Source organism: Mycobacterium sp. 852002-51971_SCH5477799-a, assembly GCF_001667145.1.
GTDB lineage: Bacteria > Actinomycetota > Actinomycetes > Mycobacteriales > Mycobacteriaceae > Mycobacterium.
The window spans coordinates 1-22,539 of the sequence record NZ_LZIF01000035.1; the positions used below are offsets into that span (position 1 = coordinate 1).

The following is a 22,539-nucleotide window of genomic DNA, read 5'->3' on the forward strand; positions in this document are numbered from 1 at the left end:
GCGGAGCAGTCGTGCTGGGTGGGGCGGTGGTCGACGAGCTGGACGGCGCGGACTTATGCGCCTGCTGGCAGCCGCACATCATTGCGGCGAGCAGAGCGACGGACCCAAGCCAGGCGGCGGCACTGCGCGCGCTAAAACGACGGTGAATCATCTTCGATGCACTCTACTCGCAGGATCATTGATTCCACGCTCGACGTGAACTCTTGCACGGCAATTTCTTTGGTGTGTTGAGCCCCAATGGGCTGGCATGGCGGGCGGGGCCAGGCCTGTGTGCGCACGGTACGACGCTGCGGTCTTTACTGACACTACGAATATAGAGTAGGGTCCTTGTTTACCAGAATCATGGATAAGCGACGCAAACCCAACCCTGCCGAACGCCGCCGCGACCTATGCGATGCGGCGATTCGGTTATTGGCCGATGACGGGGCCAAGGGATTAAGCCACCTGAAGGTCGACCGCAAGGCCGGGGTGCCGGACGGTACGACCTCGTTCTATTTCCGCACGCGATCGGCGTTGTTGCGCGCGGCCGCCGAACGCTCGGCCGAGCTCGACCTCGCCGAGCTGCAGGCCATTGCGGACAGTTCCGATTCCGGTGAAGATCGCGCGCCCTCGCGCTTGTCACAAGTGGTCATCCAGGCCGGCAGCGATCCGCAGTTGTACCGGACCAGAGCCCGATACGAGCTGACCATGCAGGCCACCCGCGACCCCGCGCTGGCCGCGATTCTGCAGCAGGCCACCGACGAGTTCACCAAACTGCACCGGGAAATCCTGGTGCAGCTGATGCCGCACGGCGCGGAGCTGGATCCGGCCGTCGTCGAGGATCTGAGCAACGTCACGCTGACGTTCATCAATGGCCTGCTGCAGCGGTTCGCGCACGGCGACCGGATCATCGACAGCCCCGAACAGCTCGACGGAATCTTGTCGGCGATCGCGGCTGGGATCTTGAAGAGTTCGGCAAAGGGACGGCTCACCCAGACCGGCGGCCTTCGGGTGTTGCGCCGCGGGGCCCACGGGTCCGCGTGAGAGCGCCGGGCGGACACGGTGTCTCTGGCTCTTGCCAGAGCACCCGCTGTATGGTTCTCTACGAGAATAGAGTAGCCCGACGTTCATGCGCCGTTTTCAGCGGAGCTTGTGCACATATCAGAGCAACGCAATTAAGCGGAGTGTACAAATTGCCCCAACCGAACCCAGCGCTGCGACGCTGGCAGCGCGAGCCCTGGTGCAGGAATTGCGGGCATCTAAAACTGCAGTGGTAGGAGGGATTTCGTGACGGCGAGCACCGATAGCCATGTTCGTTTCGATCCATACGATGTCGGGCTGATCGCCGACCCGTATCCCATGTTCGCACGATTGCGCGAGGAGGCGCCGCTTTACTACAACGCCGAATACGATTTCTACGCCCTGAGCCGCTATGCCGATGTCAGCAAGGCGCTCGTCGACCACGAGACATTCAGCTCGGCGCGGGGCGCGATCCTGGAACTGATCAGGGCCAACCTCGAAATCCCGTCGGGCATGTTGATCTTCGAGGATCCGCCTATTCACGACGTGCACCGCAAACTGCTGTCGCGCATGTTCACCCCGCGCAGGATCGCCGCGCTCGAGCCGATGATCCGGGACTTCTGCGCACAGTGCCTGGATCCGCTGGTTGGCTCGGATCGTTTCGACTTCGTCACCGACCTGGGTGCGCAGATGCCGATGAAGGTCATCAGCATGTTGCTGGGCATCCCCGAGGAAGATCAGGAGTACATCCGGGACCGGGGCAACGCGCAACTGCGTACCGAAGCCGGCAAGCCCATGAACGCCGCCGAGGAGGGGCTGTCGGTGGGCGAGCAGTTCGAGGCCTACATCGACTGGCGCGCCGACCACCCGTCCGACGACATCATGACCGAGCTGCTCAACGTCGAATTCGTGGACGAAACCGGCTCCATCAGGCGGCTGTCTCGCGAGGAGATCCTCGTCTACCTCAACGTCGTCGCCGGGGCCGGCAACGAAACGACTACCCGGCTGATCGGTTGGTCCGGAAAGGTTCTCGCCGAACACCCCGATCAGCGCCGGGACCTCGTCGAGAACCCGACGCTCATCCCGCAGGCCATCGAGGAATTACTGCGGTACGAACCGCCGGCACCGCACGTGTCCCGTTACGTGACCCGCGACGTATCCGTGCACGAGCAGACCGTGCCCGAGGGCAGCGTGATGATGATGCTGATCGGTTCGGCGTGCCGCGACGAGGCCCAGTTCGGGCCCGACGCAAACGAATTCAACATTCACCGCACGATCCGCCCGCACCTCACCTTCAGCATGGGAACGCACTTCTGCCTGGGCTCGGCGCTGGCACGTCTGGAAGGCCGCATCGCCCTGGAAGAGATCCTGAAACGATTCCCCGAGTGGGAGGTCGACCTGAGCGCTGCCATCCTCAGTCCAACCTCCACGGTGCGGGGCTGGGAGTGTATGCCGGCGCAGGTGTCACGATGACCGGCCGAGTCGAGGGCAAGGTCGCTTTCATCAGCGGTGCCGCGCGCGGTCAGGGCCGCAGTCACGCCGTCCGTCTGGCGCAAGAGGGCGCCGACATCATCGCGATCGATGTCTGCGGCCCGATCGACAACCTGGCTTATCCGCATTCGACGCCCGAAGACCTCGCCGAGACCGCGGATCTGGTGAAGAACCTCGACCGGCGCATCGTGACCGCCCAGGTGGACGTCCGCGACTACGACGGGCTGAAGGCCGCCGTGGACGACGGGGTCGAACAGCTCGGGCGGCTCGACATCATCGTCGCCAACGCGGGAATCGGCACCTTCGGCAACAAGCTGCACAAGATCGGCGAGCAGATCTGGCAGGACATGATCGATGTAAACCTGTCCGGCGTCTGGCACACCGTGAAAGCCGGTGTGCCGCATATCCTCGCCGGCGGACGCGGTGGCTCCATCGTGCTGACCGGTTCGGTCGGGTCGCATAAGGCTATGGCGTACACCGGCCACTACATCGCCGCCAAACACGGTGTCCTGGGCCTGATGCGGGCGTTCGCGGTCGAGCTGGGTCAGCACAGCATTCGCGTGAACTCGGTCCATCCCAGTCAGGTCAATACGCCGATGACCATGAATGACATCACTTTCCGGCTGTTTCGACCGGATCTGGAGAATCCGGGGCCGGAGGATTTCGCGCCGTTCTCGCAGATGACCCACACGATGCCGGTGCCGTGGGTGGAAGCCGTCGACATCAGCAACGCCGTCCTGTTTCTCGCCTCTGACGAATCTCGTTACATCACCGGCGTTTCGCTGCCAGTCGATGCGGGCGCATTGCTCAAATAGGCAATAAGTAAGAACCAAGTGAAAGAAGAAGCCCATGCCCGAATATGACTACGAAAAGCTGAAGAAGGAAGCCGAGCAGTACATCAAGTTCGAAAAGGACAAGAAGAACCGGATCGCCTACATCACGTTCGACCGTCCCGACGCGCAGAACGCCACCAGTTTAGGCATGCGGCAGAACTACGCGGACCTCATCCACAAATGCAACGTGGACGACGAAGTCAAGGTGGTGGTGATCCGCGGCGAGGGAGAAGATTTCGGCAGCGGCGGCGACCTGCCCGAGCAGCGTCCGATGCTGGAGAACCCGGGCCTGCCACTGCATCACGAGCTCGCAATCAACGACGACGACGTCAAGTACCCACCGGGTGGTTCCTACCGTTATCTGTCGACTGTCACCGACTTTTATGCCAAGGCCCGCGCGGGAAACCGTCCGCTGCAGGAGCTTCGGAAGATCAGCATCATCGAGGCCAAGGGCTACTGCTACGGGTGGCACTTCTATCAGGCGGGCGACGCCGACCTGGTGATCGCTAGCGACGACGCGCTCTTCGGCCACCCGGCCTTCCGATACGTGGGCTGGGGACCACGCCTGTGGTGGTGGGCCGAGACGATGGGCCTGCGTAAGTTCTCCGAGATGCTGTTCACCGGAAGGCCGTTCAGCGCGAAGGAAATGTACGACTGCGGCTTCGTCAACAGTGTGGTGCCCCGCGACAAGCTGGAGGCCGAGACCGAGAAATACGCGCTGGCGTGCTCGAAGTCGCGCCCGACCGACACGGTCGCGGTCCAGAAGACGTTCCTCGAGCTGTACAAGCAGCACAAGGGCGAGTACTTCGGCAGCCTGCTGACCGGCATGGTCGAGGGCATGCTGCCGATGATCCAAAACGACGCGGAAGAGGTCGACCTCACCGAAGGCACTTTCAACAAGGGCCTCAACAATGTGGTCAAGGACAACGACTTGAACTTCCCGCCGGAGTGGCGCCTGAGCCGCTCGGGTCGCGCGAAGCCCTGACCGTTTTGGCGGGGCGTGCATGTCCGCACTGACGGGTATCAGGGTCGTCGAGTTAGCCGAATCCGTTGCGGGGGAGTACTGCGGAAAACTGCTGGCCGACTTCGGCGCCGAGGTCATCAAGATCGAGGCGCCGAAGGGCGGCAGCGCGACCCGCGCGATGGCGCCCGTCCTCGCCGACGGGTGCGAAGGCAGCGCGCTGTTCGCCTACCTCAACACCAACAAGGACTCCGTCGTTCTCGATCTCGGCTCGGCGGCCGACGTCGAGCGGCTGCACCAGCTGATCGACACCGCCGACGCCGTCATTGAAGGCCGGTCGATGGACTGGTCCGCGCGCCATCCGTCGGTGGTCTTCTGCTCCATCACCCCGTACGGTCACGGGGTTGCCGCCGAATTCGACCATGCCCGCAGCATCAACGTGTTTCACGCCAGCGGGTGGGGATATCACACTCCGAGCCACCCGGACCCGGGCAAGCCCCCGCTGCAGGGACCGGGGCGCTTTCTGGTCGACTACGAAGCTGGGCTGGAGGCGGCGTTGTGTGTCGTGTCATCGCTGTGCGGGCGCCTGCACACCGGCCAGGGCGAGTCGATCGACGTCTCCCAGCAGGCCGTGCTGGTCTCACGCGCCGATTGCATCCTGGGCCGCTTCGTCACCGGCGAGGTGCCGGCCGACGGTGCACGCGATGATTACGATCAGGCCGGACCGGCGGCGTTTTTCGCCTGCGCGGATGGCTTCGTCTACCTGTACATGACCAGCCGGTCCCACTGGGCCGGGGTGAAAACCCTGATGGGCCACGCCGAATGGCTCGACGGTTTCGAGGACGACTGGCTGGAGTTCTCCGTTACCGCCGAGAAGGTCGCCGCCTTTCAGCGGGGCTTCGCCTCGTGGGTAGCCGGCCTGCCCAAAGAGGAGGCGTCGGAAAGGGCGCAGCGGCTCGGCGTGCCGCTCGTACCCGTCAATGGCGCTGCGGACCTGCATCATTCGCCACAGTATCGTCATCGCGGCTTCTTCCAACAGGTTCGCCATCCGGTACTGGGCGACGCGGAGTATCCGACCGTCCCGTATGCATTCAGCGCAACGCCCGCCCGAATCGCCCGTGCTGCACCACTTCTCGGTGAGCACACCCTGTCGGTCATGGGAAGCATCGATGCCCCGCGCCCACGACCGCCGCTCAGGGCGGCGCAACTGAAGCCACCCAAGAACCCGCGGGGCGGGCCGCTGGAAGGCGTGCGCATCGTCGAGCTCACCAAAGTGTGGGCCGGTCCGTACGCCGGGAAGCTGCTGGCGATGCTGGGCGCCGAAGTCATCAAGGTCGAGACGGCCGACAGCCCCGAGGAGATGCGCGCATACGGTGGCACCGACATCAACCACGCGCCGTACTTCCTGAGCATCAACCCCGAAATCCTCAGTGTGGACCTCGATATCAAGTCGACAGAGGGGATGGTGCGGCTGCGCGAGCTGATCGCCCGCAGCGACATCGTCATCAACAACCTGCGTCCCGGCGCCATGGAACGTCAGGGCCTGGCGTATCAACAGCTCACCGAGATCAAGCCCGACATCATCTCCGTGTCGATCAAGATGTGGGGCAACGACGGGCCACTGGGTCACCAGACCGGTTACGCGCCATGCTTTGCCGCGCTGGCCGGCCCCGCCTCGCTGGTCGGCTATCCCGGCGGGCCACCGCTGGGGACGAGCATGCGCTACGGCGACTCGACGGTGGGCGCCGCCGCCGCATATGCCGCTGTGGTGGCATTGCTGCACCGGGAGCTCAGCGGCGCAGGTCAATTCGTCGACGTGTCGGCGGTGGAGACCCTCTCCTCGATGATCGGTGACTGCCTGCTCGAGCAAGCGCTGACCGGGCGGCCTCTGGGCCCCAGCGGCAACGGCCACCCGGACATGTGCCCGCATGGCTGCTACCCGTGTGCCGACGGCGCGTGGATCACGGTCGCCGTCGCGGATGACGCCGAATGGCGCGGGTTGTGCGAGACACTCGGCGCCGCGACGTTGGCGGACGAGCCCCGCTACGCCACCGACGCTGCGCGGCACCGGCATGCCGAAGCGCTCGACGCGGATCTCGCCCGGCTCACTCGGGCCCGGGACGCAGGGCGGCTCGCCGAGCGACTGCGCGCGGCCGGGGTGCCGGCCGCCAAGAGCGCCACGTCGGTGGATGTGCTTGCCGATCAACGGCTGTGGGACCGCGAGCTGTACCGCTTCGTCACGGATCACCGGGAAGGCCAGCGGCCGGTGCTGGGGCCGTCCTGGCGGATGGTCCGACGCCCGGCCCGGATCGAGCGCGGCGCGCCGGACCTGGGCGAGCACACCGACTACGTTCTACACGAGCTACTTGGCAAGCAACCGATGGGCGGAACATGACAACACTGGCGCGCACAGCGGCGCTGGTCACCGGCGCCAGTAGCGGCATCGGCGCGGCAACGGCTCGAGCGCTGGCGGCCCAGGGAGCCGCGGTGGCTCTGCTCGCACGCCGGGCGGACCGGTTGGCGGCGCTGAGGTCTGAGATCGAATCCGCCGGGGGCACAGCGCTGGTGGTGGCCGCCGACGTGACCGATGCCGAACAGGTGGCGGCCGCTGTGCAGCGCACCGTTGCCGAGCTGGGGCGCCTTGACATCGTGGTCAACAACGCCGGCATGATGCAATCGGCGCCCGCGGCCGAGGCGTCGCTGCGGGACTGGGACCAGATGGTGTCCGTCAACGTACAGGGTGTCCTGTACGCCACTCGCGCGGCGCTTCCCCACCTGATCGACGCGGCTGCCGACTCGCCGCGCGGTGTGGCCGACCTCGTGACCATCAGTTCCACCGCCGGTTGGGTGGCCCGGCCGAACACCGCGGTGTATTCGCTGACCAAATTTGGCGTGAACGCCTTCAGCGAGAGCCTTCGCCAAGAGGTTCTCGGCAAGCGGGTCCGGGTCGGGGTGGTAGGCCCCGGAACCGTCGACACCGAAATCTTCAGCCACCTCGCCGAAACGTCGCGCGAGGCGTTCGAACGCCAGACGGCCGGCATGGTCATGCTGCGGCCCGAAGATATTGCGGATGCCGTGTTGTTCATGGTGACCCGTGACCGCAGGGTCGCGGTCAATCACATGTTGGTGCGCTCGGCCGAGCAGACCTGGTAGCGGCGTGGCCTTGGATTGGGTGATCGGCGATCATTGTGGCTTACCGTTCCCGGCTGACCCCGCGGCATTGCTCAGCGGGGGAGCATCCTTCCTGACCAACGCGTTTCGGGCCTCCGGTGTGCTGCGGGAGAACAGCGTCGCGAGGATCAGCGACTTCCGGGAGATCAGCGGCGGTAGCACGGGACGCAAGGTTATGCTGTCGGTCGAATACGACCGGCCCACCGCGGATCTGCACACCGAGTTGTTCGTCAAGTTCTCCCGCGATCTCGACGATTCGGTGCGAGACCGCGGAAAGACCCAGATGGAGTCCGAGGTCCGGTTCGCGTCGTTGGCACGGGCCCCGCAATTCCCCATCGCGGTGCCCGATCCGCAATTCGCCGACTATCACGGTCGTAGCGGCAGCGGGATCTTGATCACCGAACGAATCAAGTTCGGTGCCAACGGGATCGAACGCCAATACCACAAGTGCCTCGACTACGAGATGCCCGCGCCGTTGGAGCACTACCGCGCGCTCCTGACCGCACTGGCGCGGCTTGCCGGAACGCACCGGTCCGGCCGGCTGCCCGCGGCACAGACCGCGCACTTTCCGCTGGATGTGCAGGCCGCAACGGTCGGAGAACGACCGCCGCTGTCTGTCGACCGGCTGCAACGACGGGTGCAGCAGCTGGCCGAATTCGCCAGAACACGGCCCAGTCTGTTGCCTGCTGGCGTGGGCTCATCTGAGTTTCTGGCACGTTTGGCCGACGAGGCGCCTCGGTTGGCCCTGTTCGAAGACGCGGTCGCGGATCACTTGGTCGCCGACGGTGATTACGTCGCGCTGTGCCATTGGAACGCCAATGTCGACAACGCTTGGTTCTGGCGGGACGGCGACGGCACTCTGCGCTGCGGGCTGATGGACTGGGGATGCGTCAGCCAGATGAACCTGGGCATGGCCCTGTGGGGGGCGATGTCCGGCGCCGAGAACGAGATGTGGGATCGCCACCTCGACGACTTGTTGGAACTGTTCGTCGCGGAATTCGAGCGTTGTGGCGGTCCGCGCCTGGAGCCGGACCGACTGCGCCGGCACACGTTGTTGTATGCGGCGGTGATGGGCGTGGCCTGGCTGCTGGACGTACCGGCATTGATACGCAAACGATTCGACGTCGCACCGACCAGCCGGACGGACCCACGGATCAGGGAAGATGAGCGCGTGCGCGCCCCCCTGCAGATGCTGTCGAACCTGCTGCTGCTCTGGCAGCGAAACCCGCTGGGCGACCTGCTTGACGAGGCGTTGGCCGAGGGGGCCGTGTCGCTTGAGGCGCATCGTCGTCTCGGTCCTGCAGCAGCTTTTCGGGATGGTGAAACACGTTGACGCGGGGCCGTCCACGGTCCAGATGCGAGGGCGGGAGCCATTCGGTGTCACCCCCGGCGTTCTTGCGGGTGGTCCAGCCGCGGGGTCGCAGCAGGCGGTGCTGTGGCCCGCAGGCAAAAGTGACGTTGTTGACGTCAGTGCTGTGGCACGTGGACCAGTCGGTGACGTGGTGAACTTCGCAGTAGTAGCCGGGTGTGGTGCATCCGGGCGCCGAGCAGCCGCGGTCCTTGGCGTACAGGATGATTCGCTGTCCCGGTGAGGCCAGGCGTTTAGTGTGATACAGCGCCAGGGCTTTACCCTTATCGAAGATCGCCAAGTAGTGATGCGCGTGCCGGGCCAGGCGGATCACGTCGCTCATCGGCAGGATGGTGCCTCCACCGGTCAAGCCATGCCCGGCGGCGGACTCGAGCTCGCCGAGCGTCGTGGTTACGATAATCGAGGCCGGTAAGCCGTTGTACTGACCTAGCTTTCCGGAGGCGAGTAACCCCCTGAGCGCCGCGTTCGACGCGTCGTGGTTACGCTGGGCGCTGCTCCGGGAATCCTTTTCGATGGCTTCCTCACTGGGTGCACTGTCCACGCACGGGGTGTCGTCCAGGGGATTGCACATTCCCGGAGCGGCAAATTTCGCCGAGACGGCTTCGAAAGTGGCACGCGCCTCAGGAGTAAGCCAGCCGCGCAGCTGCAACATGCCGTCGGCTTGCTGATTACCCAGGATCAGGCCGCGCTGCCGGGCGCGGTCCTCGTCGCTGAAGTTGCCGTCGGGGTTGAGGCAGTCGGCCAAGATGGTGGCCAGCTTGTCACGCTGTTCGGGCCGATACTGGGTGCCTTCGGTGGCGAGTTTGGCCTCCGCCTGCTCGCGGGTGGCAGCATCTATCCAGCCGGGCAACTGGTGGTGGAACTTGCGAATGACTGCGACTTGACCGGGCCCGAGCGTGCCGTCTCGTTGCGCGGCCGCGGTGGCGGCCAACATCGGCGCCAGCGCTTCGCCGGTCAGTCCCCCTCGCGGACCCAAGTCGGCGGCTTCTCGGACGCGGCGGGATGCCTCGGCGCGGCTGATCAGTGTCGCCTCTGCAATCGCATGCGGCAGCGTGCCGCTCAACTCTTGTGCGGTGGCCTCACGGGCGAGAGAGTTGATCAGCGGATGCTCCACCGCCGGCATGCGTCGGCGCAGCTTCTCGCAGCGTTCTAACATTGCCAGCCGTTCTCGATTGGTCAGAGCATCGAACGACAATGCGCAGGCACGATCTAAGTCACTTTCGAGCGCGTCGAATACCTCGACGATCTCTGCACGACTGGTCGAACCCATGCCTTCAGATTTTACGAAGGCGTACCGACAAAAAACGACGCGATATGACTGTTGAAACTGCAGTGGCGCAAGGGAATTCAAAGCACACGTATTCACGAAACGGCAGTATCGCTAGCTTAGCCGCGCTATCCCCAAGACGGGCTGGTGGTGAGTACCTCGACGCCATGGTCGGTGATGTGCACGGTGTCTCGACGAAACACCGCGCCGACGCCCTGCTGCCACACATACCCGGTGATCGCCAACACCATTCCGGCCTCGAGTCGTTCGTGTTCGCCCGCGGCCGAGAGCGTTTCGGACACCACGGGCGGGTCGAACCCCAACCCCAGTCCGTGCGCGACCGGCATCGGCGGGATCGGTTCACCCGACGCGTCGTATGCGGCAAGTAGATCGCGAGTGTCCACGCCGGCGCGACACGCGGCAAGCATGTTGTCGTACAAGCCATCCGAGCGCTCGAAGAGCGCGCGGGCCTGCCCGGCGGTGGTATCGCCGGCCGGCCAGGATCGGCCGACTTCGGCGACATAGCCATTCGCCAGCGCACCGGCGGCGAAGGCAACGAGGTCGTCCGGTCCGACTTGGTGCGCGGCAGCGCGCCGCCACGGCTGTTCTCGCGACGTCACCCACGCGGCGTCCTGGGTAGCCGGCGTGCTTACCCCGCCCGCGGCCATCGCCTCCATCATCACCCCGGCGAGCGTCCGCTCCGAAACTCCCGGCGACAATGCGCCCAGCGCTGTCGCCAGTCCGTGCTCGGCGACACGCAACGCCTGGTCCATCGCCGCGATTTCACCGGGCGTCTTGATGCGCCGCGCGGCACGCATCGCGGGCTCGGCGTCGACGAGCTCGGCATTGGGAAACGCCTGGGGCAGCAGCGCCGCGAAAGTCGGTGTGATCGCATCGGTTCCGACCCGTCGCGCCGCCTCGGCGCCGTCGACTTTTTTCAGGACGTCGATGAGCGTCATCGGGTTCCAGGCCAGCCCGTACAGGTGATCGTGGCCGATCTCCTCCGGAACGCCTTCGTCGTCGGTGCTGTTCAGGTAGATGTCTCCGGTGGCGCGCACCAGCACACACATCGGCCCGAAGGGCCGGGTGCCGGCGATCCACAGCTGCGGGGCGCCGGTGACGTACCGGATGTTGGCCTGCCGGCCGAGGACCAGGATGTCCAGCTGGTGTTCGGCCATCTGTGCCAGCGCCCGTTCGCGACGGCCCGAACGCAACGCGGGCGCGTCGGGCAGAACTTCAGTCGCCATAAGGGGTATAGGGGTAGTCGGTGATCGGCGCGTAGCCGTCCTCGGTGATCACCACGATCTCCTCACTGCGATAGCCTCCGGTGCCGTCCTCCCACACCACGGGTTCCAGCACCAGAACCATGCCTGGCGGAAAGACGAAGTTGTCATCGAACTCCTCGCCGAGATCCGTTCCGATCATCGGAGCTTCGGCGGGATAGGTGCCGATGCCGTGGCCCAGGTAGAAGTGCGGCAACCACGGTTTGCGGCCGCCGTTGGCCGCTATCGCCGCGCGCGCCAAATCGCCTGACGTCACGCCGGCTCTTGTGACCGCGAGCACGGCATCCAAAATCGTGCGCCACTGCCGGAATTGGTCTCGCTGTCTCGGCGTGGGCGATTCGCCGACGATCCAGGTGCGCCCGAAGTCCGAGCAATAGCCGTGATAGGTGATGCTGATATCGGTCCATAACACGTCGCCGGCGGCCAGTTCCCGATCGGTCGGGAGCAACGGCAGCGCGAGATCACCGTGCGTCGTCCACACCCCGGCCTCCCGGGAAGTCGGCATCACCTGCCAGATGGCCTCCAGCATGTTCGTGGTGGCGCCAAGCTCGAACGCGTGACGGACGAAGGTGGCCGAAAGATCGATCTGTCGCACGCCGGGCCTCAGCGCCTTCTGCACATCGACGATCGCCTCTTCGGTGATGCGGGCCGCCCTGCGCAGACAGGATAACTCGTCGCGGGTCTTCACCAATTGGGCGGCGCCGAGCACGATCGCCGCATCCGTCGGGGGCCCCGCGGGGAACAGCGTGGTGGCTGCCCGCCGCATGGCACCGGTGAGTTCATCGACGGCAATGTGTGCCCCGGGCCGGACGATACCGGCCAGGGCCCGCGCGAAATCCCGGACACCATAGTCGGATTCGAGATAGGCGGGGCCGTGCAAATGATCGTCTGGCACGGGATAATCCGCGGACGCCCCGCTCCGAAACGGCATGAACAGGTGCGGATGCACATCCTCGGCGAGCACCACGGCAACCGGGCGCTCCACGTGCGACAGCCCCGCGTCCAGCAGCGGCCAGCTGGCACCCGTCGCATATCCGACGTAGCCGTTCATCAGCAAAATCAGCGCGTCGACGCCGTATTCGGCCATCGCGGACCGAAGCCGCGCTCCGGTCTCGATGTGCATACGGGCCCAGTCCGGCTCATCGGGGATGTCGAGCACCGACGCGTGGGAACTCAGTGAGTTCGTCATGTGTTGATTCCCAGGAACTCTTTGATGTTGCCGCCGACAACTCGAACGGCATCCTCGGGGCCCACGGCGTCGACCACCGCGGCCAGCGACCTCTCCGAATAGCCGAAAGTGCTTTCGTTGTGCGGGTAATCGGATGACCACATCACCTTGTCTATTCCGATCGCGTCGATCTGGCGCAGGCCCAGGGGATCGACCATGAACGACGCGCACATGTGCGTGTCCCAGTAGTCGCGGACGCCACGCTCGGGTTGGTGTGCCAGCATGTGCCGATAGGAGGCCAGCACGTGCTCGGCGTCTTGCAGCGCGGTTGGCACCCAGGCGATTCCGCCTTCGAACCAGCCGATCCGCAGCCGCGGGTGCCGGTCCAGGATGCCGCCGAAGATGTACTTGGAAAACATCTCCCGGAACGAGTCGATGTTGACCATCATGGCGACCGCGACACTGTTGACCTCGCTCGGACATTTGGGCTGACTCTCGCCGATGTGGTGGGTCACGGGCAACCCGGCTGCTTCTATCTCGTCCCACACCGCATCCATCACTGTGCTCGAATAGTCGATGGGCTGACCGTGGCGGTCGTTGCCCGGGCTGATCGGCATCAGAAACGTCGTGAGTCCCAGCGCTTTCAGCTCCGTCAGCGTGCGTCGGGCGCCGGCTGCATCCCACCAGTTGATCAACCCGACCCCGTAACAGTGGCCGCCCGAGCGTTCCTGAACCTCGGCGATGTGCTCGTTGTAGACGCGAAAGATCCGCTCGCGAATATCGTGGTCGGGGTGGTGGAACAGCGCGAGCACCGCGTTGGGGAAGGCCAGTTCCTTGTCGACACCGTCCTCGGCGAGCTCACGAACCCGGGCCTCGACGCTGTTGGTGGCCGCACCGGCCAGGTCGTCGTATTGCATGAGCACAGCGCTGAAGTCGCCGACCACCATTGATTGTCCGGGCGGCCCCAGCAGGTATGCGCCGTCCTCATACCAGATCCGGGGCGCTTGATCCCTCAGCTCTGCGGGGAAGCCTTCGTAGAAGATGTCGTCGGCCACGGAGATGTGGTTGTCGGCGGAGAACACCTCGGTGCCGGCCGGAAGGCCGGTGCTGAAATCCGCCGCGTGACCGCGGCGGTCCTTGGGCGCACCGATGACGCCGTCGGGGTAGAGGGTTTGGCCTGGGCTGGACATCATCGTCCCTTCGTCTCGGGATAGCCGACACCGGTGAGTTGTTCGGAGAGTTGCCACAGCTGTCGCATGTCGGATTCGCTGCGGGCCAGCCCCGGCACACCTGCGAAAGTGACTCCACCCCTGACCGTTTCGTAGAAACCGCGAGGTCCGTAGTATTTCGCGCCGTGCGCCTCGGGGGATACCGCGGCGTAGAGGGTCGGCTTGATTCCCTCGTCGATGTCGAGCCACATGAATGGCAGCAGCCGCCAGGTCAGCCGCGTGATCCGGGCCTGCAACGTCGGTTTGGTGCGGCCGTACGAGGCGCCGCTGAGCAGGTTTGTTTTGGAAAGGCCGGGGTGCGCGGCGTTGGACATCACGCCCCACCCGCCCAGGCGGCTGCGTCGGTCCAGTTCGACGGCGAACATCAACTGCGCCAATTTGGCGACGCCGTATGCGTGCATCGGCTTATATCCGCGTTGCGCGTTGACGTCGCCGAAGTTGAGGTCGGGCTGGGTCGCGGCGATGCTGCTGACGGTCACGACACGCGCGGAATGCGCCGCCCGCAACAGACCCAGCAGTCGGCCGGTCAACGCGAAATGCCCCAGATGGTTTGTCCCAAACTGCAATTCGAAGCCATCGTTCGTCTCTTGCCGTTGCGGGGGCGTCATGACGCCCGCGTTGTTGATCAGGATGTCGATCGGGCGTCCTTCTGCGCTCAATTCCTCGGCCATGGCGGCCACGCTGGACAGCGAGGACAGGTCGAGTTGCCTGATGCTGAGCTTGGCCTGGGGTGTGTCGCGACGGATGTCGGCGATCGCCCGTTCGCCCTTGGTCGGGTCGCGAACCGCCATCACCACATCGGCACCCGCGCCCGATAGCCGCTTCGCCAGGCCGAACCCCAGACCGCTGTTGGCCCCGGTCACTACGGCCAATCTGCCACGCAGATCTGGAACGTCCAGCGACAGTTGGGGCTTCACCATGTCACGGGCAGCTCGTAGAGGCCGTAGGCCAGCGCGTCATGTTTGAACGGAAGGTCATCCAGGGGCACGGCAAGCTGTAGCGTCGGAACGCGTTGCAGCAGGGTGGGCAAGACTATTTGCAATTCCATGCGGGCCAGCTGCTGACCCACACACTGGTGGCGGCCGTATCCGAATCCGACGTGCGGCCCGTCGTCGCGGAGTAGGTCCAACCGGCCCGGGTTGGGGAACTGGCGGTCATCCCAGTTGGCCGGGGCGACGTCTAAGATGATGCCGTCGCCAGCGCGGATCGTTTCGCCACCAATCTCGATGTCCTCGACGGCGATTCGGCGCTGACCGGTCTGGATGATGCTCAGGTAGCGCATCAGCTCTTCGACCGCGGTGGCGACGACCTTCGGATCATCGGTGGCGCGCAGCAGTTCGCGCTGATCGCGATGGTCGAGCAGCGCCGCGATACTCAGGCTGATCATGTTCGCGGTGGTCTCGTGGCCCGCGATCAGCACGCCGGTGGCCAATTGCGCGGCCTCTCGCACGCTGATCTCTTCGGCGTTGACCCGCTCGGCCAGGTCGGACACCAAATCCTCTGAAGGGTTTTGCATCTTCGTCCGAACCAGATTGGCCAGATACTTCGCCAGCGAGGCGGCGCCCTGGGCGGTGTCCTCCTCGGTCGCGTAGCGACCCATGCCCCGCTGGGCTTGTGTCTGAAAGAATTCCGCGTCCTCGTAGGGAACGCCCAGCAGCTCGCTGATCACCAGGGAGGGGACCGGCAACGACAGGGTGCCGACGATGTCACCCGGCTTCGGGCCCGCCAGCAGTGCGTCGATGTGGTCGTCGGTGATCTGCTGCACCGCGGGCCGCAACGCTTCAACCCGCTTGAATGTGAACGGTTTCGACAACATCCGGCGGAACCGAGTGTGCTCTTCGGCGTCGGAGGTGAACACCGAGCGCGGCCGCTTGTGCACCGTCGCGAGCATGCCTTCATTCCAGTGCGGATAGCCGGGCAACCGGTCATCGACGCTGGTGCGGGAATCGGTGAACAGCGCGCGGATCGCCTCGTAGCCGTGGATGAGCCATGGGGTGCTGTCGTCCCAGATCCGGACCCTGCTCAGCTGCTTGTCTGCGTTGAGCTCCAACACCTTCGGAGGCGGGGCGAACGGGCAGCCAGGCGCCCGTGTCATGGGAAACTCCGGGATGTCGGTGGCGGTGGATCCTTCGGTCATCGTGCTCCTCGGTTGTTGCCCTGCGCGGTTGTCTGTTCCGGTTGCTCAGCGGCCGGGCCCACGTGGACCGGCGCGCGCCACAGGCCGACGATCGCGTCGATCAGCCCTTCGCCGGCCACCGGCCACGCCGACCGCGACCGCGGTCCGTGCTCTGCCAGTGCGCCTTCATGTTCCGCGCAGGTGTGCATGAGCAGGTTGCGCACCATCACCATCCGTTCGGCGCGCACTCGCTTGGGCAGCTCCGGCAGGCAGCGGTTGATGCCGTCGAGCGTCTGCACCAGCAGCGGCGACGCGAGTGCGTCTTTGGTGACCACATCACGGTAGGTCGGATCGGCCATGGCCTGCGCGGCGAACCGCGCGTACCAGGTCGGTGTGCCCAGTGCGGACAGATGATCGGTCAACGGGCGCACCAACGCGCCGACCCAGTCCCGTAGTTCGGTCGAATCGTCGATGGCGGAGAGCATCTGGGCACGTAGCTTCTCGATCGGCTCGCGATGTTTGCTTTCGATCGCGCGGAGCAGGTCGACCCTGGTGCCGAAGTGGTAACACGCCGCGGCGTTGTTGCCCTGGCCCGCGGCTTCGCTGATCTGCCGGTTGGACACGGCGTACATTCCGCGTTCGGCGAAAAGCACTTCGGCGGCCGACAAGATGGCCTCTCGGGTGCCCGTCGACCGGTCGGAACGAGCAACCCGCTCGGCAGTCATCGCCTCAGTGAACACCCCGAGCCGCGTTAAATCAAGCAATTTATTTGTCTCGCGCCGACCGGACAAGAGTGGCCACCGCAGCGCCGGTTCGTCAACGGCAATTCATCGTGGTGAAGCCTTGATTCGATACCCCGGGAATACAGTCAATCCCATGCATCCGCTGCAACGGTGGCTCCGCAACCCGACGGCCTACCGCTTGCTGATTCTGAACGGACACCAGGTCGTGGAGTGGCTCGAAGCCGTGCTTCGCTTCCTGACCAGCGGACGGCTCGGCGCGTTGGATCTTGCCGGCCTGCCGAACGTGCGGATCACCAGCTCGGGCTGCAAGACCGGTCTAGCCCGCAGCGCGACCGTGCAGTATGTCCCCGTCGACGAGGGCCTGCTATTGGTCGGATCGAACTGGGGTCGTGCGCGACACCCATCCTGGTCGGCGAACCTGAAAGCGGCACAACGGGTCACCGTGCGCCGTCACGGCCACCGGTTCGTGGCGACGGTGCAATTGCTCACGGGCACGGAGCGAGACGAAGCGTGGGACAAGGCGATGGCGGCCTGGCCAAATTATCGGCTCGCCCAAAAATGCGCGGGCCGGCGTCGGTTCCGGCTCTTTCTTCTCACGCCGACCGCGTGATGGCCCGCCCGTTTAACCGCCGCGTTAGCCGCCCTGCACCCGTCGAAGGCTTTGCGGCGAACGGAATCGTCAGCCGGCGTTGGTCTTCGTCAGGTGCGCAATCGCCGTGCCCCAGACCGATTGCGCGCCGGCGTCTCCCACACGGTAGATCTGGACCATCGACGAGATCGCCACCGCCAGAACCACAATCGCGACGAGTGTCCGCGTCGCGGCGCCGATCTTGCCGGATCGGCGTTCGATCACGCCCACGATGACCAGCACGACCGCGGCAACCAGCAGCGCGGCGGAGAAATAGGACATCAGGCTGCCCCGCTCGGCGTGTTCCCGCAGGATCGGGCTGGGATTTTTCTTCAAGTCGTAGAGCCATCCGCCGGCGTTGATGGTGATCGGGGTCAACACCATGGTGACGGCGGCCAGGAGCAGCGTGAGCCACATCAGTTGCCCGCGCCGGGCCGCCGGCCACAGCCCGCAAACGATCTCGAGCAGCGCGGTCAATGGCACCAGCACCAATACGAAATGCAGCAGAAGGGCGTGAGCCGGCATACCGTTGATGACGTTCATAGCGTCCCCCGATGGTGGTGGCGGACGCCTAGCCGCCGAGCCCCTTCTTGATGGCCGCATCTTGCTTTTGGCCGACGTCATTGACGAACTCCGGCGGGGCCAGCGTGTCCGGAGGACCGTCGAACTCCAGCGTGGCGAGCGCCTTGCCCTCGGTGAACAGCAGGAACACCACTCCCTTGCTGCGATCCGGGGTGTTGCCCATCAACATCGTTCCGCCACTTCCGATGGTCGACGGTTGCGTGGTGTCGACCTTGATCACGCCGCCCTGTTCGCCCTTCGCGGTGTTCAACGCATTCGTGGCCTCATCGGGGTCTTCGTAGACCTGGATGGTCACCTTGATCGCGTGGCTGCCGTCGTCGTCTTTGAAGGTGGTCGCGACGCCCGGTCGGCCGTTGGGATTGCCCGTCGGGGGCGCAGCGGTGAAGGGGACCGGGGCGTTGATGTCACTTGCCTGGATGAGCAGCTTGGCGTACTCATTCGCCTGCGCCGATGACGCCGGCGCGGAGCCGGAGACCGAGGTTGCCGAGGTGGCAGAACCCGACTTCGATGGTGACGACTGCGGCTTGTTGCTGCCGCACCCGGACATCGACACCGCCAGTGCCGTCGTCGCTGCGACACCCGCGATCACGGTTCGTGACATCCTCATCGCATCGAGCTCCCTTCCAGGCCTTACTGGCGACAAAGTCCGGGCTGTCCTTTTCAGTCGCACAGTACAGGGCCGCGCGGCAGGGTATGCCGCGCAGCGCCTGAGGGAACTGCCGCCTATTCGAGTTGATCGCGCAGTGAGCTCAGCGTGTTCGCCAGGATGCGCGATACCTGCATCTGCGACACGCCGATCCGCTCCGCGATCTGACTCTGTGTCATGGATTCGAAGAACCGCATCCGCAACACCTCGCGTTCACGCTGCGGGAGGGTGGCAACCAACACCCGGAGGGCTTCGCGGTTGGTGATGTGTTCGATCTGAGGATCGATGTCGCCGACCGAGTCGGCGACCGAACGAGGCGTTCCCGAGCTATCCGCGCCAAGCGGCGCGTCGAGGGAGTCGAGTCGATAGGCGTCGCCCGCGACGAGGCATTCGACGATCTCCTCGCGCGAAACCTCGAGCATTTGCGACAGCTCGCCGGCGGAGGGCGCGCGCCCGAGTTGCTGGGACAGGTCCGCGGTCGCCCTGCTGATTTGAACGTGCAGCTCGCGGAGCCGCCGCGGGACGCGCATTCCCCAGCTGTAGTCGCGGAAGTAACGCCGGACTTCGCCCATCATGGTGGGTACGGCGAATCCGATGAAGCTGGGTCCTTTCGCGGGGTCGAATCGGTTGACGGCGTTCATCAACCCCAGTCGAGCGACCTGGATCAGGTCCTCGAGACCTTCGCCCCGACGGGCGAAGTGACTGGCGACGTGGTCCGCTAGCGGCAAGCATCGGGACACGATGCGTTCGCGCTGGGAGGCGTACTCGTGCGATTCGGCGGGCAATTGCTGCAGCACCAAGAACATCTCGACGACATCGTCGTAAGAATCGTCGGTCTTGGTTCTGGGTGGCGGGGCCGGACGCGTTGCAGAAATGACATGGGTCATCGCTTGGCGCACCCCAAGGTCACTCGACGAATCGTGTAAACAGTTGCGCGAGAACAAGATTTCATGCTGACTCTCTCCTGAGTCGTGTGCACTGGGAGGTTGCAGCTATGCGCATTTCTCGCCCCCACTGCATCTCGATCCGCCGGACTGTCGAATCGCCAACGCACGAAGGAGCGGGAGGCGGCTGAGGCTGATTCCGCCGGAGCCATACCAAGCTCAGTAGCCGTGCGGCTGACTGGACCGCTTTTAGCTAAACGGCGACGCGTCCATAACGGACTTCATTGGAGACTATACGCCCCTGCGCCCCGCTCGGCGATCGCTTGGGGCGACAGATTTAGATACTTTTTGAACAGTTTCTACGGTGTACAAGCCGGGCGCCAGCAAGCCGCGGGCCGCGAGCCACGGTCCTCTTCGACGTACCGCACGGTCGTCCAGCTGGGACGTCGGGGGCCTTCTGGCACCCAACGACGAGGTGGCCGGCGATGTGGCAAACGCATCTCACCGAATTTTCTGGTCGCTGAAATTTGCTCGACGCGCTGCGGTCCGCGTGGTCTCGCACCGCGAGCGATGATTCTCATTTCGGATTCGGCTGGGTACTGTTCGCCTAATGTTCGTGACCTCGATCGGCGAGTTCGGCCATCTCCGATGGCGAGACCAATTCGCGCGCAACGCTTTATGCGGTCCTCGGCGTATCCGGTCCGCGAGCGGGCGATGAGCGGCACCGAGGTTCCGCTGGCCGGGCGCGGCGTGGTGGTATCAGGCGGCAGCCGCGGCATCGGGCGGGCAGTCGCCGAGCTGCTGGGCAGCCTGGGCGCCGGTGTGGTCGTCAACGGGCGTGAGGAGCAGGCCGTGCAGGAGACGGCCGCGGCGATCACGGCCTCGGGCGGGCGGGCCACCGCGGTGGTCGGAGCCGCGCACGAAGAACATGTCGCCCGCGCGCTCGTCGACGCATGTCTGAGCACATTCGGCCGGCTGGACGCTCTGATCAATTGCGCCGGCATCGCCGAACCCGCGGGTTCATCCATCCTCACGATCACCCCGGAGGAGTTCGACGGCCTGATCAATGGCCACCTGGGCACCGCCTTTCACACCTGCCGGGTGGCCGCTCCGGTGCTGGCCGCCCAGGGGCACGGCACCATCATCAACACCGGTTCTGTGGCGTTTCTCGGTGACTACGGCGGGACGGGATATCCGGCGGGTAAGGGTGCCGTCAACGGCCTGACAATGGCCATTGCCGCCGAACTGAAGCCGTACGGCGTGCGGGCCAACATAGTGTGTCCCGGTGCCAGGACACGGCTGTCCACCGGTGCCGAATACGAACAACACATCGAAGACCTGCACCGCCGCGGCCTGCTCGACGAGGTGACCATGCGGGCGTCACTCGACAGCGCTCCGCCCGAGTTCGTCGCGCCGGTCTACGCCTATCTCGCGAGCGATTTGTCGCGTGAGGTGACCGGTCGAATCTTTGTGGCCGCAGGCGGTTTCGTGGGTAGCTTCGATCGCCAAACGCCACGACTACTGGGCTACCGCGACCATCACCACGCCGGGCCATGGTCGGTGCACGACGTCCACCACATGATCGGTGGCACGACCCAGTGACGAGGCGGCCGTGCAAGCTCGAGTCCGAGCGGGCCCGGCTGCCTGTCAGCTGACAGAGCGTTACGAGAGCCGATTGGCGGCGAAGTCGGCCGCTTGGTCAACCATCCCCGCCTCGACGTATTGGCGATGCGCGGCAGGGTTGCCTGCGCCGGAACAAACTGGATCGCCGGGGACACACAATTCGAGCGTTTTCGCCGAATACAGCGGTCCGATGTTCACCGGTGGCTGATTGATGATGCTCATGAACTGGCCCGAAGGCTTGCCGAACAGCGCCACCGCGGCCACGTGGTTGGCCACTTCGGCCGGCATCGGCTGCAGCGACCGCACCAGGTGCACGCCGTCCGGGACGGCGCTTTCGGTGACGAAGCCCATCACCGCGGCGCCCTGCGAGTAACCGCCCAGCACCATCTTGGTGCGGGGGCAATTCGCCGCCATTTGCTCGACATGATTGCCGGCGTCGCTGATGCCGTCGGCGGCCGTGGGGAAGTCGGTGGTGGCCGGGTAGTTGACCGGATACACGCCTACCGACTTACCGCCGACGTGCGAGCGCAAGGTGTCGACGAAGTTCTGCCCGATGCGTCCGACACCGGGTGGTTCGGTGGTGCCTCGGGCGAACACCACCTCGACGTCGCGGCATGGTTCCGCTGACGCCGTCGCGACCGGACCGATGAGCTGAGCCCAAATCGGCGACAGCACAGCACAAGTCAATACAGCGAGAGGATGCGCCTGCACATCGCGATCGTGCCACAGGACATCGGAGAGCGCGCGTCGTGCGGGCGCCTGCCGACCGAATGTGACGAAGACCTCCGTCAATGAATCGCGCGGCCAACAACCGGGACATATCGACAACTATGTATGGTCAGGTGGGCCGGTCCTGCGTCCCCGGATCAGGAGGCTCTCGAAGAGCGCCGGCGTGTTGCCGGTGGCTCGGGGGCGCCCAGTGCGTCCATAGCTCGGACCAGTTGCGGATAGGCGATCGCCGGCCCGATCCACCGGGTGAGGTAGCGGCGCAGGTCGGCGCCGCTACGCGGCGGCCGACCCGGGTCGGCCAGGAAGGAATGCAGAACCCGCAGCGAGAATTCGTTCAGCTCATCCAGGCCCGCCTCGTCGAAACCGTAGCGCTCCCAATCGATGTCGTAGCGATGAAGCATCGAACGACCGAACGCCAGCGCGGTATCGGAGATGATCGAAACCTTCTGGCCGCCGCGGTGGCGCTGGTTCAGCACGAATTCGACCTGATTGTCCGAGGCCAGTTCTTCGATGGCGAAAGCCATTCCCTCGGTGATGGCAACCACCGGGTCGGTGACGCCCTGCAGGTGGGCCGCCATCCGATCGAGGAAGCCGTCGGCCGAGCGCATCGCCGATGCCACTAACAGTGCCTGCGTTCCGGGGAAGTATCGATAGACGGTCTGTCGGGTGACCCCCAGGGCCCGCGCCACATCCGCGATCCGCATCGCCGAGCCCCGCTCGTCGATGATCTTGTCGGCGGCGTCGAGGATGCGTTCGATCGCCTCCGCATCGGATGACGGCGTGTTTCCTGCCCAACCGTGACTGCGCATGATTACCG

The 22,539-nt window shown here is 65.1% G+C and carries 20 protein-coding genes and 1 pseudogene; 9 read left to right on the plus strand and 12 right to left on the minus strand.

What is annotated here, in order from left to right:
* Nucleotides 1-342 precede the first annotated feature (342 nt).
* From A5753_RS02805 to A5753_RS24700, 7 genes and pseudogenes are all read left to right on the plus strand, one after another.
* Nucleotides 343-1,023: a TetR/AcrR family transcriptional regulator gene (locus tag A5753_RS02805; RefSeq protein WP_067123167.1), complete on the plus strand. Its 681-nt coding sequence runs from the start codon at nucleotides 343-345 to the stop codon at nucleotides 1,021-1,023.
* A gap of 243 nt (nucleotides 1,024-1,266) precedes the next feature.
* Nucleotides 1,267-2,472, plus strand: a complete 1,206-nt coding sequence (locus tag A5753_RS02810; RefSeq protein WP_067123170.1) for a cytochrome P450 — start codon at nucleotides 1,267-1,269, stop codon at nucleotides 2,470-2,472.
* Nucleotides 2,469-3,305 (plus strand): mycofactocin-coupled SDR family oxidoreductase, encoded by an 837-nt coding sequence (locus tag A5753_RS02815; protein WP_067123173.1) that lies wholly within the window; start codon nucleotides 2,469-2,471, stop codon nucleotides 3,303-3,305. The genes A5753_RS02810 and A5753_RS02815 overlap by 4 nt, the downstream gene beginning before the upstream one ends.
* 34 nt (nucleotides 3,306-3,339) lie before the next feature.
* Nucleotides 3,340-4,308, plus strand: coding sequence for an enoyl-CoA hydratase/isomerase family protein (locus tag A5753_RS02820; RefSeq protein WP_067123175.1), 969 nt, complete (start codon nucleotides 3,340-3,342; stop codon nucleotides 4,306-4,308).
* A gap of 19 nt (nucleotides 4,309-4,327) precedes the next feature.
* On the plus strand, nucleotides 4,328-6,679 hold the full coding sequence (locus tag A5753_RS02825) for a CaiB/BaiF CoA-transferase family protein (RefSeq protein WP_067123178.1): 2,352 nt from the start codon (nucleotides 4,328-4,330) through the stop codon (nucleotides 6,677-6,679).
* Entirely contained in the window at nucleotides 6,676-7,437 is a 762-nt protein-coding gene (locus A5753_RS02830) for an SDR family NAD(P)-dependent oxidoreductase (protein WP_067123181.1), read from the plus strand. The genes A5753_RS02825 and A5753_RS02830 overlap by 4 nt, the downstream gene beginning before the upstream one ends.
* Before the next feature lie 19 nt (nucleotides 7,438-7,456).
* Nucleotides 7,457-8,710, plus strand: a pseudogene (locus tag A5753_RS24700) (hypothetical protein); the annotation flags it as partial.
* Here A5753_RS24700 and A5753_RS23565 read toward each other — a convergent pair.
* The 7 genes from A5753_RS23565 to A5753_RS02870 all read right to left on the minus strand — a co-directional run bounded on the left by A5753_RS23565 (nucleotide 8,610) and on the right by A5753_RS02870 (nucleotide 16,627).
* Complete coding sequence (locus tag A5753_RS23565; RefSeq protein ID WP_156655905.1) at nucleotides 8,610-10,094, minus strand: HNH endonuclease signature motif containing protein; 1,485 nt, start codon at nucleotides 10,092-10,094, stop codon at nucleotides 8,610-8,612. The pseudogene A5753_RS24700 and the gene A5753_RS23565 sit on opposite strands and share 101 nt — an antisense overlap.
* A gap of 125 nt (nucleotides 10,095-10,219) precedes the next feature.
* Nucleotides 10,220-11,338 carry a Xaa-Pro peptidase family protein gene (locus tag A5753_RS02845; RefSeq protein WP_067123187.1) on the minus strand — a complete coding sequence of 373 codons (1,119 nt, stop codon included), beginning with the start codon at nucleotides 11,336-11,338 and terminating at the stop codon, nucleotides 10,220-10,222.
* Nucleotides 11,328-12,563 carry a Xaa-Pro peptidase family protein gene (locus A5753_RS02850; protein ID WP_067123190.1) on the minus strand — a complete coding sequence of 412 codons (1,236 nt, stop codon included), beginning with the start codon at nucleotides 12,561-12,563 and terminating at the stop codon, nucleotides 11,328-11,330. Before A5753_RS02850 ends, A5753_RS02845 begins: the two co-directional genes overlap by 11 nt.
* Nucleotides 12,560-13,732, minus strand: a complete 1,173-nt coding sequence (locus A5753_RS02855; protein ID WP_067123315.1) for an amidohydrolase family protein — start codon at nucleotides 13,730-13,732, stop codon at nucleotides 12,560-12,562. The genes A5753_RS02850 and A5753_RS02855 overlap by 4 nt, the downstream gene beginning before the upstream one ends.
* The gene (locus A5753_RS02860) at nucleotides 13,732-14,691 is read right to left on the minus strand and encodes an SDR family oxidoreductase (RefSeq protein ID WP_067123193.1); all 960 of its coding nucleotides are present in this window, start codon (nucleotides 14,689-14,691) and stop codon (nucleotides 13,732-13,734) included. The genes A5753_RS02855 and A5753_RS02860 overlap by 1 nt, the downstream gene beginning before the upstream one ends.
* Nucleotides 14,685-15,908: a cytochrome P450 gene (locus A5753_RS02865; RefSeq protein WP_067123194.1), complete on the minus strand. Its 1,224-nt coding sequence runs from the start codon at nucleotides 15,906-15,908 to the stop codon at nucleotides 14,685-14,687. The genes A5753_RS02860 and A5753_RS02865 overlap by 7 nt, the downstream gene beginning before the upstream one ends.
* Entirely contained in the window at nucleotides 15,905-16,627 is a 723-nt protein-coding gene (locus tag A5753_RS02870; RefSeq protein WP_067123196.1) for a TetR/AcrR family transcriptional regulator, read from the minus strand. Before A5753_RS02870 ends, A5753_RS02865 begins: the two co-directional genes overlap by 4 nt.
* A gap of 136 nt (nucleotides 16,628-16,763) precedes the next feature.
* Here A5753_RS02870 and A5753_RS02875 point away from each other — a divergent pair, with 136 nt between their 5' ends.
* Nucleotides 16,764-17,240: a nitroreductase family deazaflavin-dependent oxidoreductase gene (locus tag A5753_RS02875; RefSeq protein ID WP_067123200.1), complete on the plus strand. Its 477-nt coding sequence runs from the start codon at nucleotides 16,764-16,766 to the stop codon at nucleotides 17,238-17,240.
* Nucleotides 17,241-17,309: 69 nt separating this feature from the next.
* On the opposite strand, the gene A5753_RS02880 is transcribed toward A5753_RS02875, so the two are convergent.
* The 3 genes from A5753_RS02880 to A5753_RS02890 all read right to left on the minus strand — a co-directional run bounded on the left by A5753_RS02880 (nucleotide 17,310) and on the right by A5753_RS02890 (nucleotide 19,373).
* Entirely contained in the window at nucleotides 17,310-17,801 is a 492-nt protein-coding gene (locus A5753_RS02880; protein ID WP_067123203.1) for a DUF2231 domain-containing protein, read from the minus strand.
* 28 nt (nucleotides 17,802-17,829) lie between these two features.
* Nucleotides 17,830-18,447, minus strand: a complete 618-nt coding sequence (locus A5753_RS02885; protein ID WP_067123206.1) for a hypothetical protein — start codon at nucleotides 18,445-18,447, stop codon at nucleotides 17,830-17,832.
* A 116-nt stretch (nucleotides 18,448-18,563) separates the two neighbouring features.
* Nucleotides 18,564-19,373: a SigB/SigF/SigG family RNA polymerase sigma factor gene (locus A5753_RS02890; protein WP_067123209.1), complete on the minus strand. Its 810-nt coding sequence runs from the start codon at nucleotides 19,371-19,373 to the stop codon at nucleotides 18,564-18,566.
* Nucleotides 19,374-20,084: 711 nt separating this feature from the next.
* On the opposite strand from A5753_RS02890, the gene A5753_RS02895 reads away from it, so the two are divergent.
* A complete protein-coding gene (locus A5753_RS02895) occupies nucleotides 20,085-20,972 on the plus strand; it encodes an SDR family NAD(P)-dependent oxidoreductase (RefSeq protein ID WP_067123317.1) in 888 nt (295 codons plus the stop codon).
* 60 nt (nucleotides 20,973-21,032) lie between these two features.
* Here the strand turns inward: A5753_RS02895 and A5753_RS02900 are convergent, their stop codons facing one another.
* Together A5753_RS02900 and A5753_RS02905 are read right to left on the minus strand one after the other, a co-directional pair.
* Nucleotides 21,033-21,668: a cutinase family protein gene (locus tag A5753_RS02900; protein ID WP_082971146.1), complete on the minus strand. Its 636-nt coding sequence runs from the start codon at nucleotides 21,666-21,668 to the stop codon at nucleotides 21,033-21,035.
* Nucleotides 21,669-21,859: 191 nt separating this feature from the next.
* Complete coding sequence (locus A5753_RS02905) at nucleotides 21,860-22,531, minus strand: TetR/AcrR family transcriptional regulator (RefSeq protein ID WP_067123213.1); 672 nt, start codon at nucleotides 22,529-22,531, stop codon at nucleotides 21,860-21,862.
* Nucleotides 22,532-22,539: the final 8 nt, after the last annotated feature.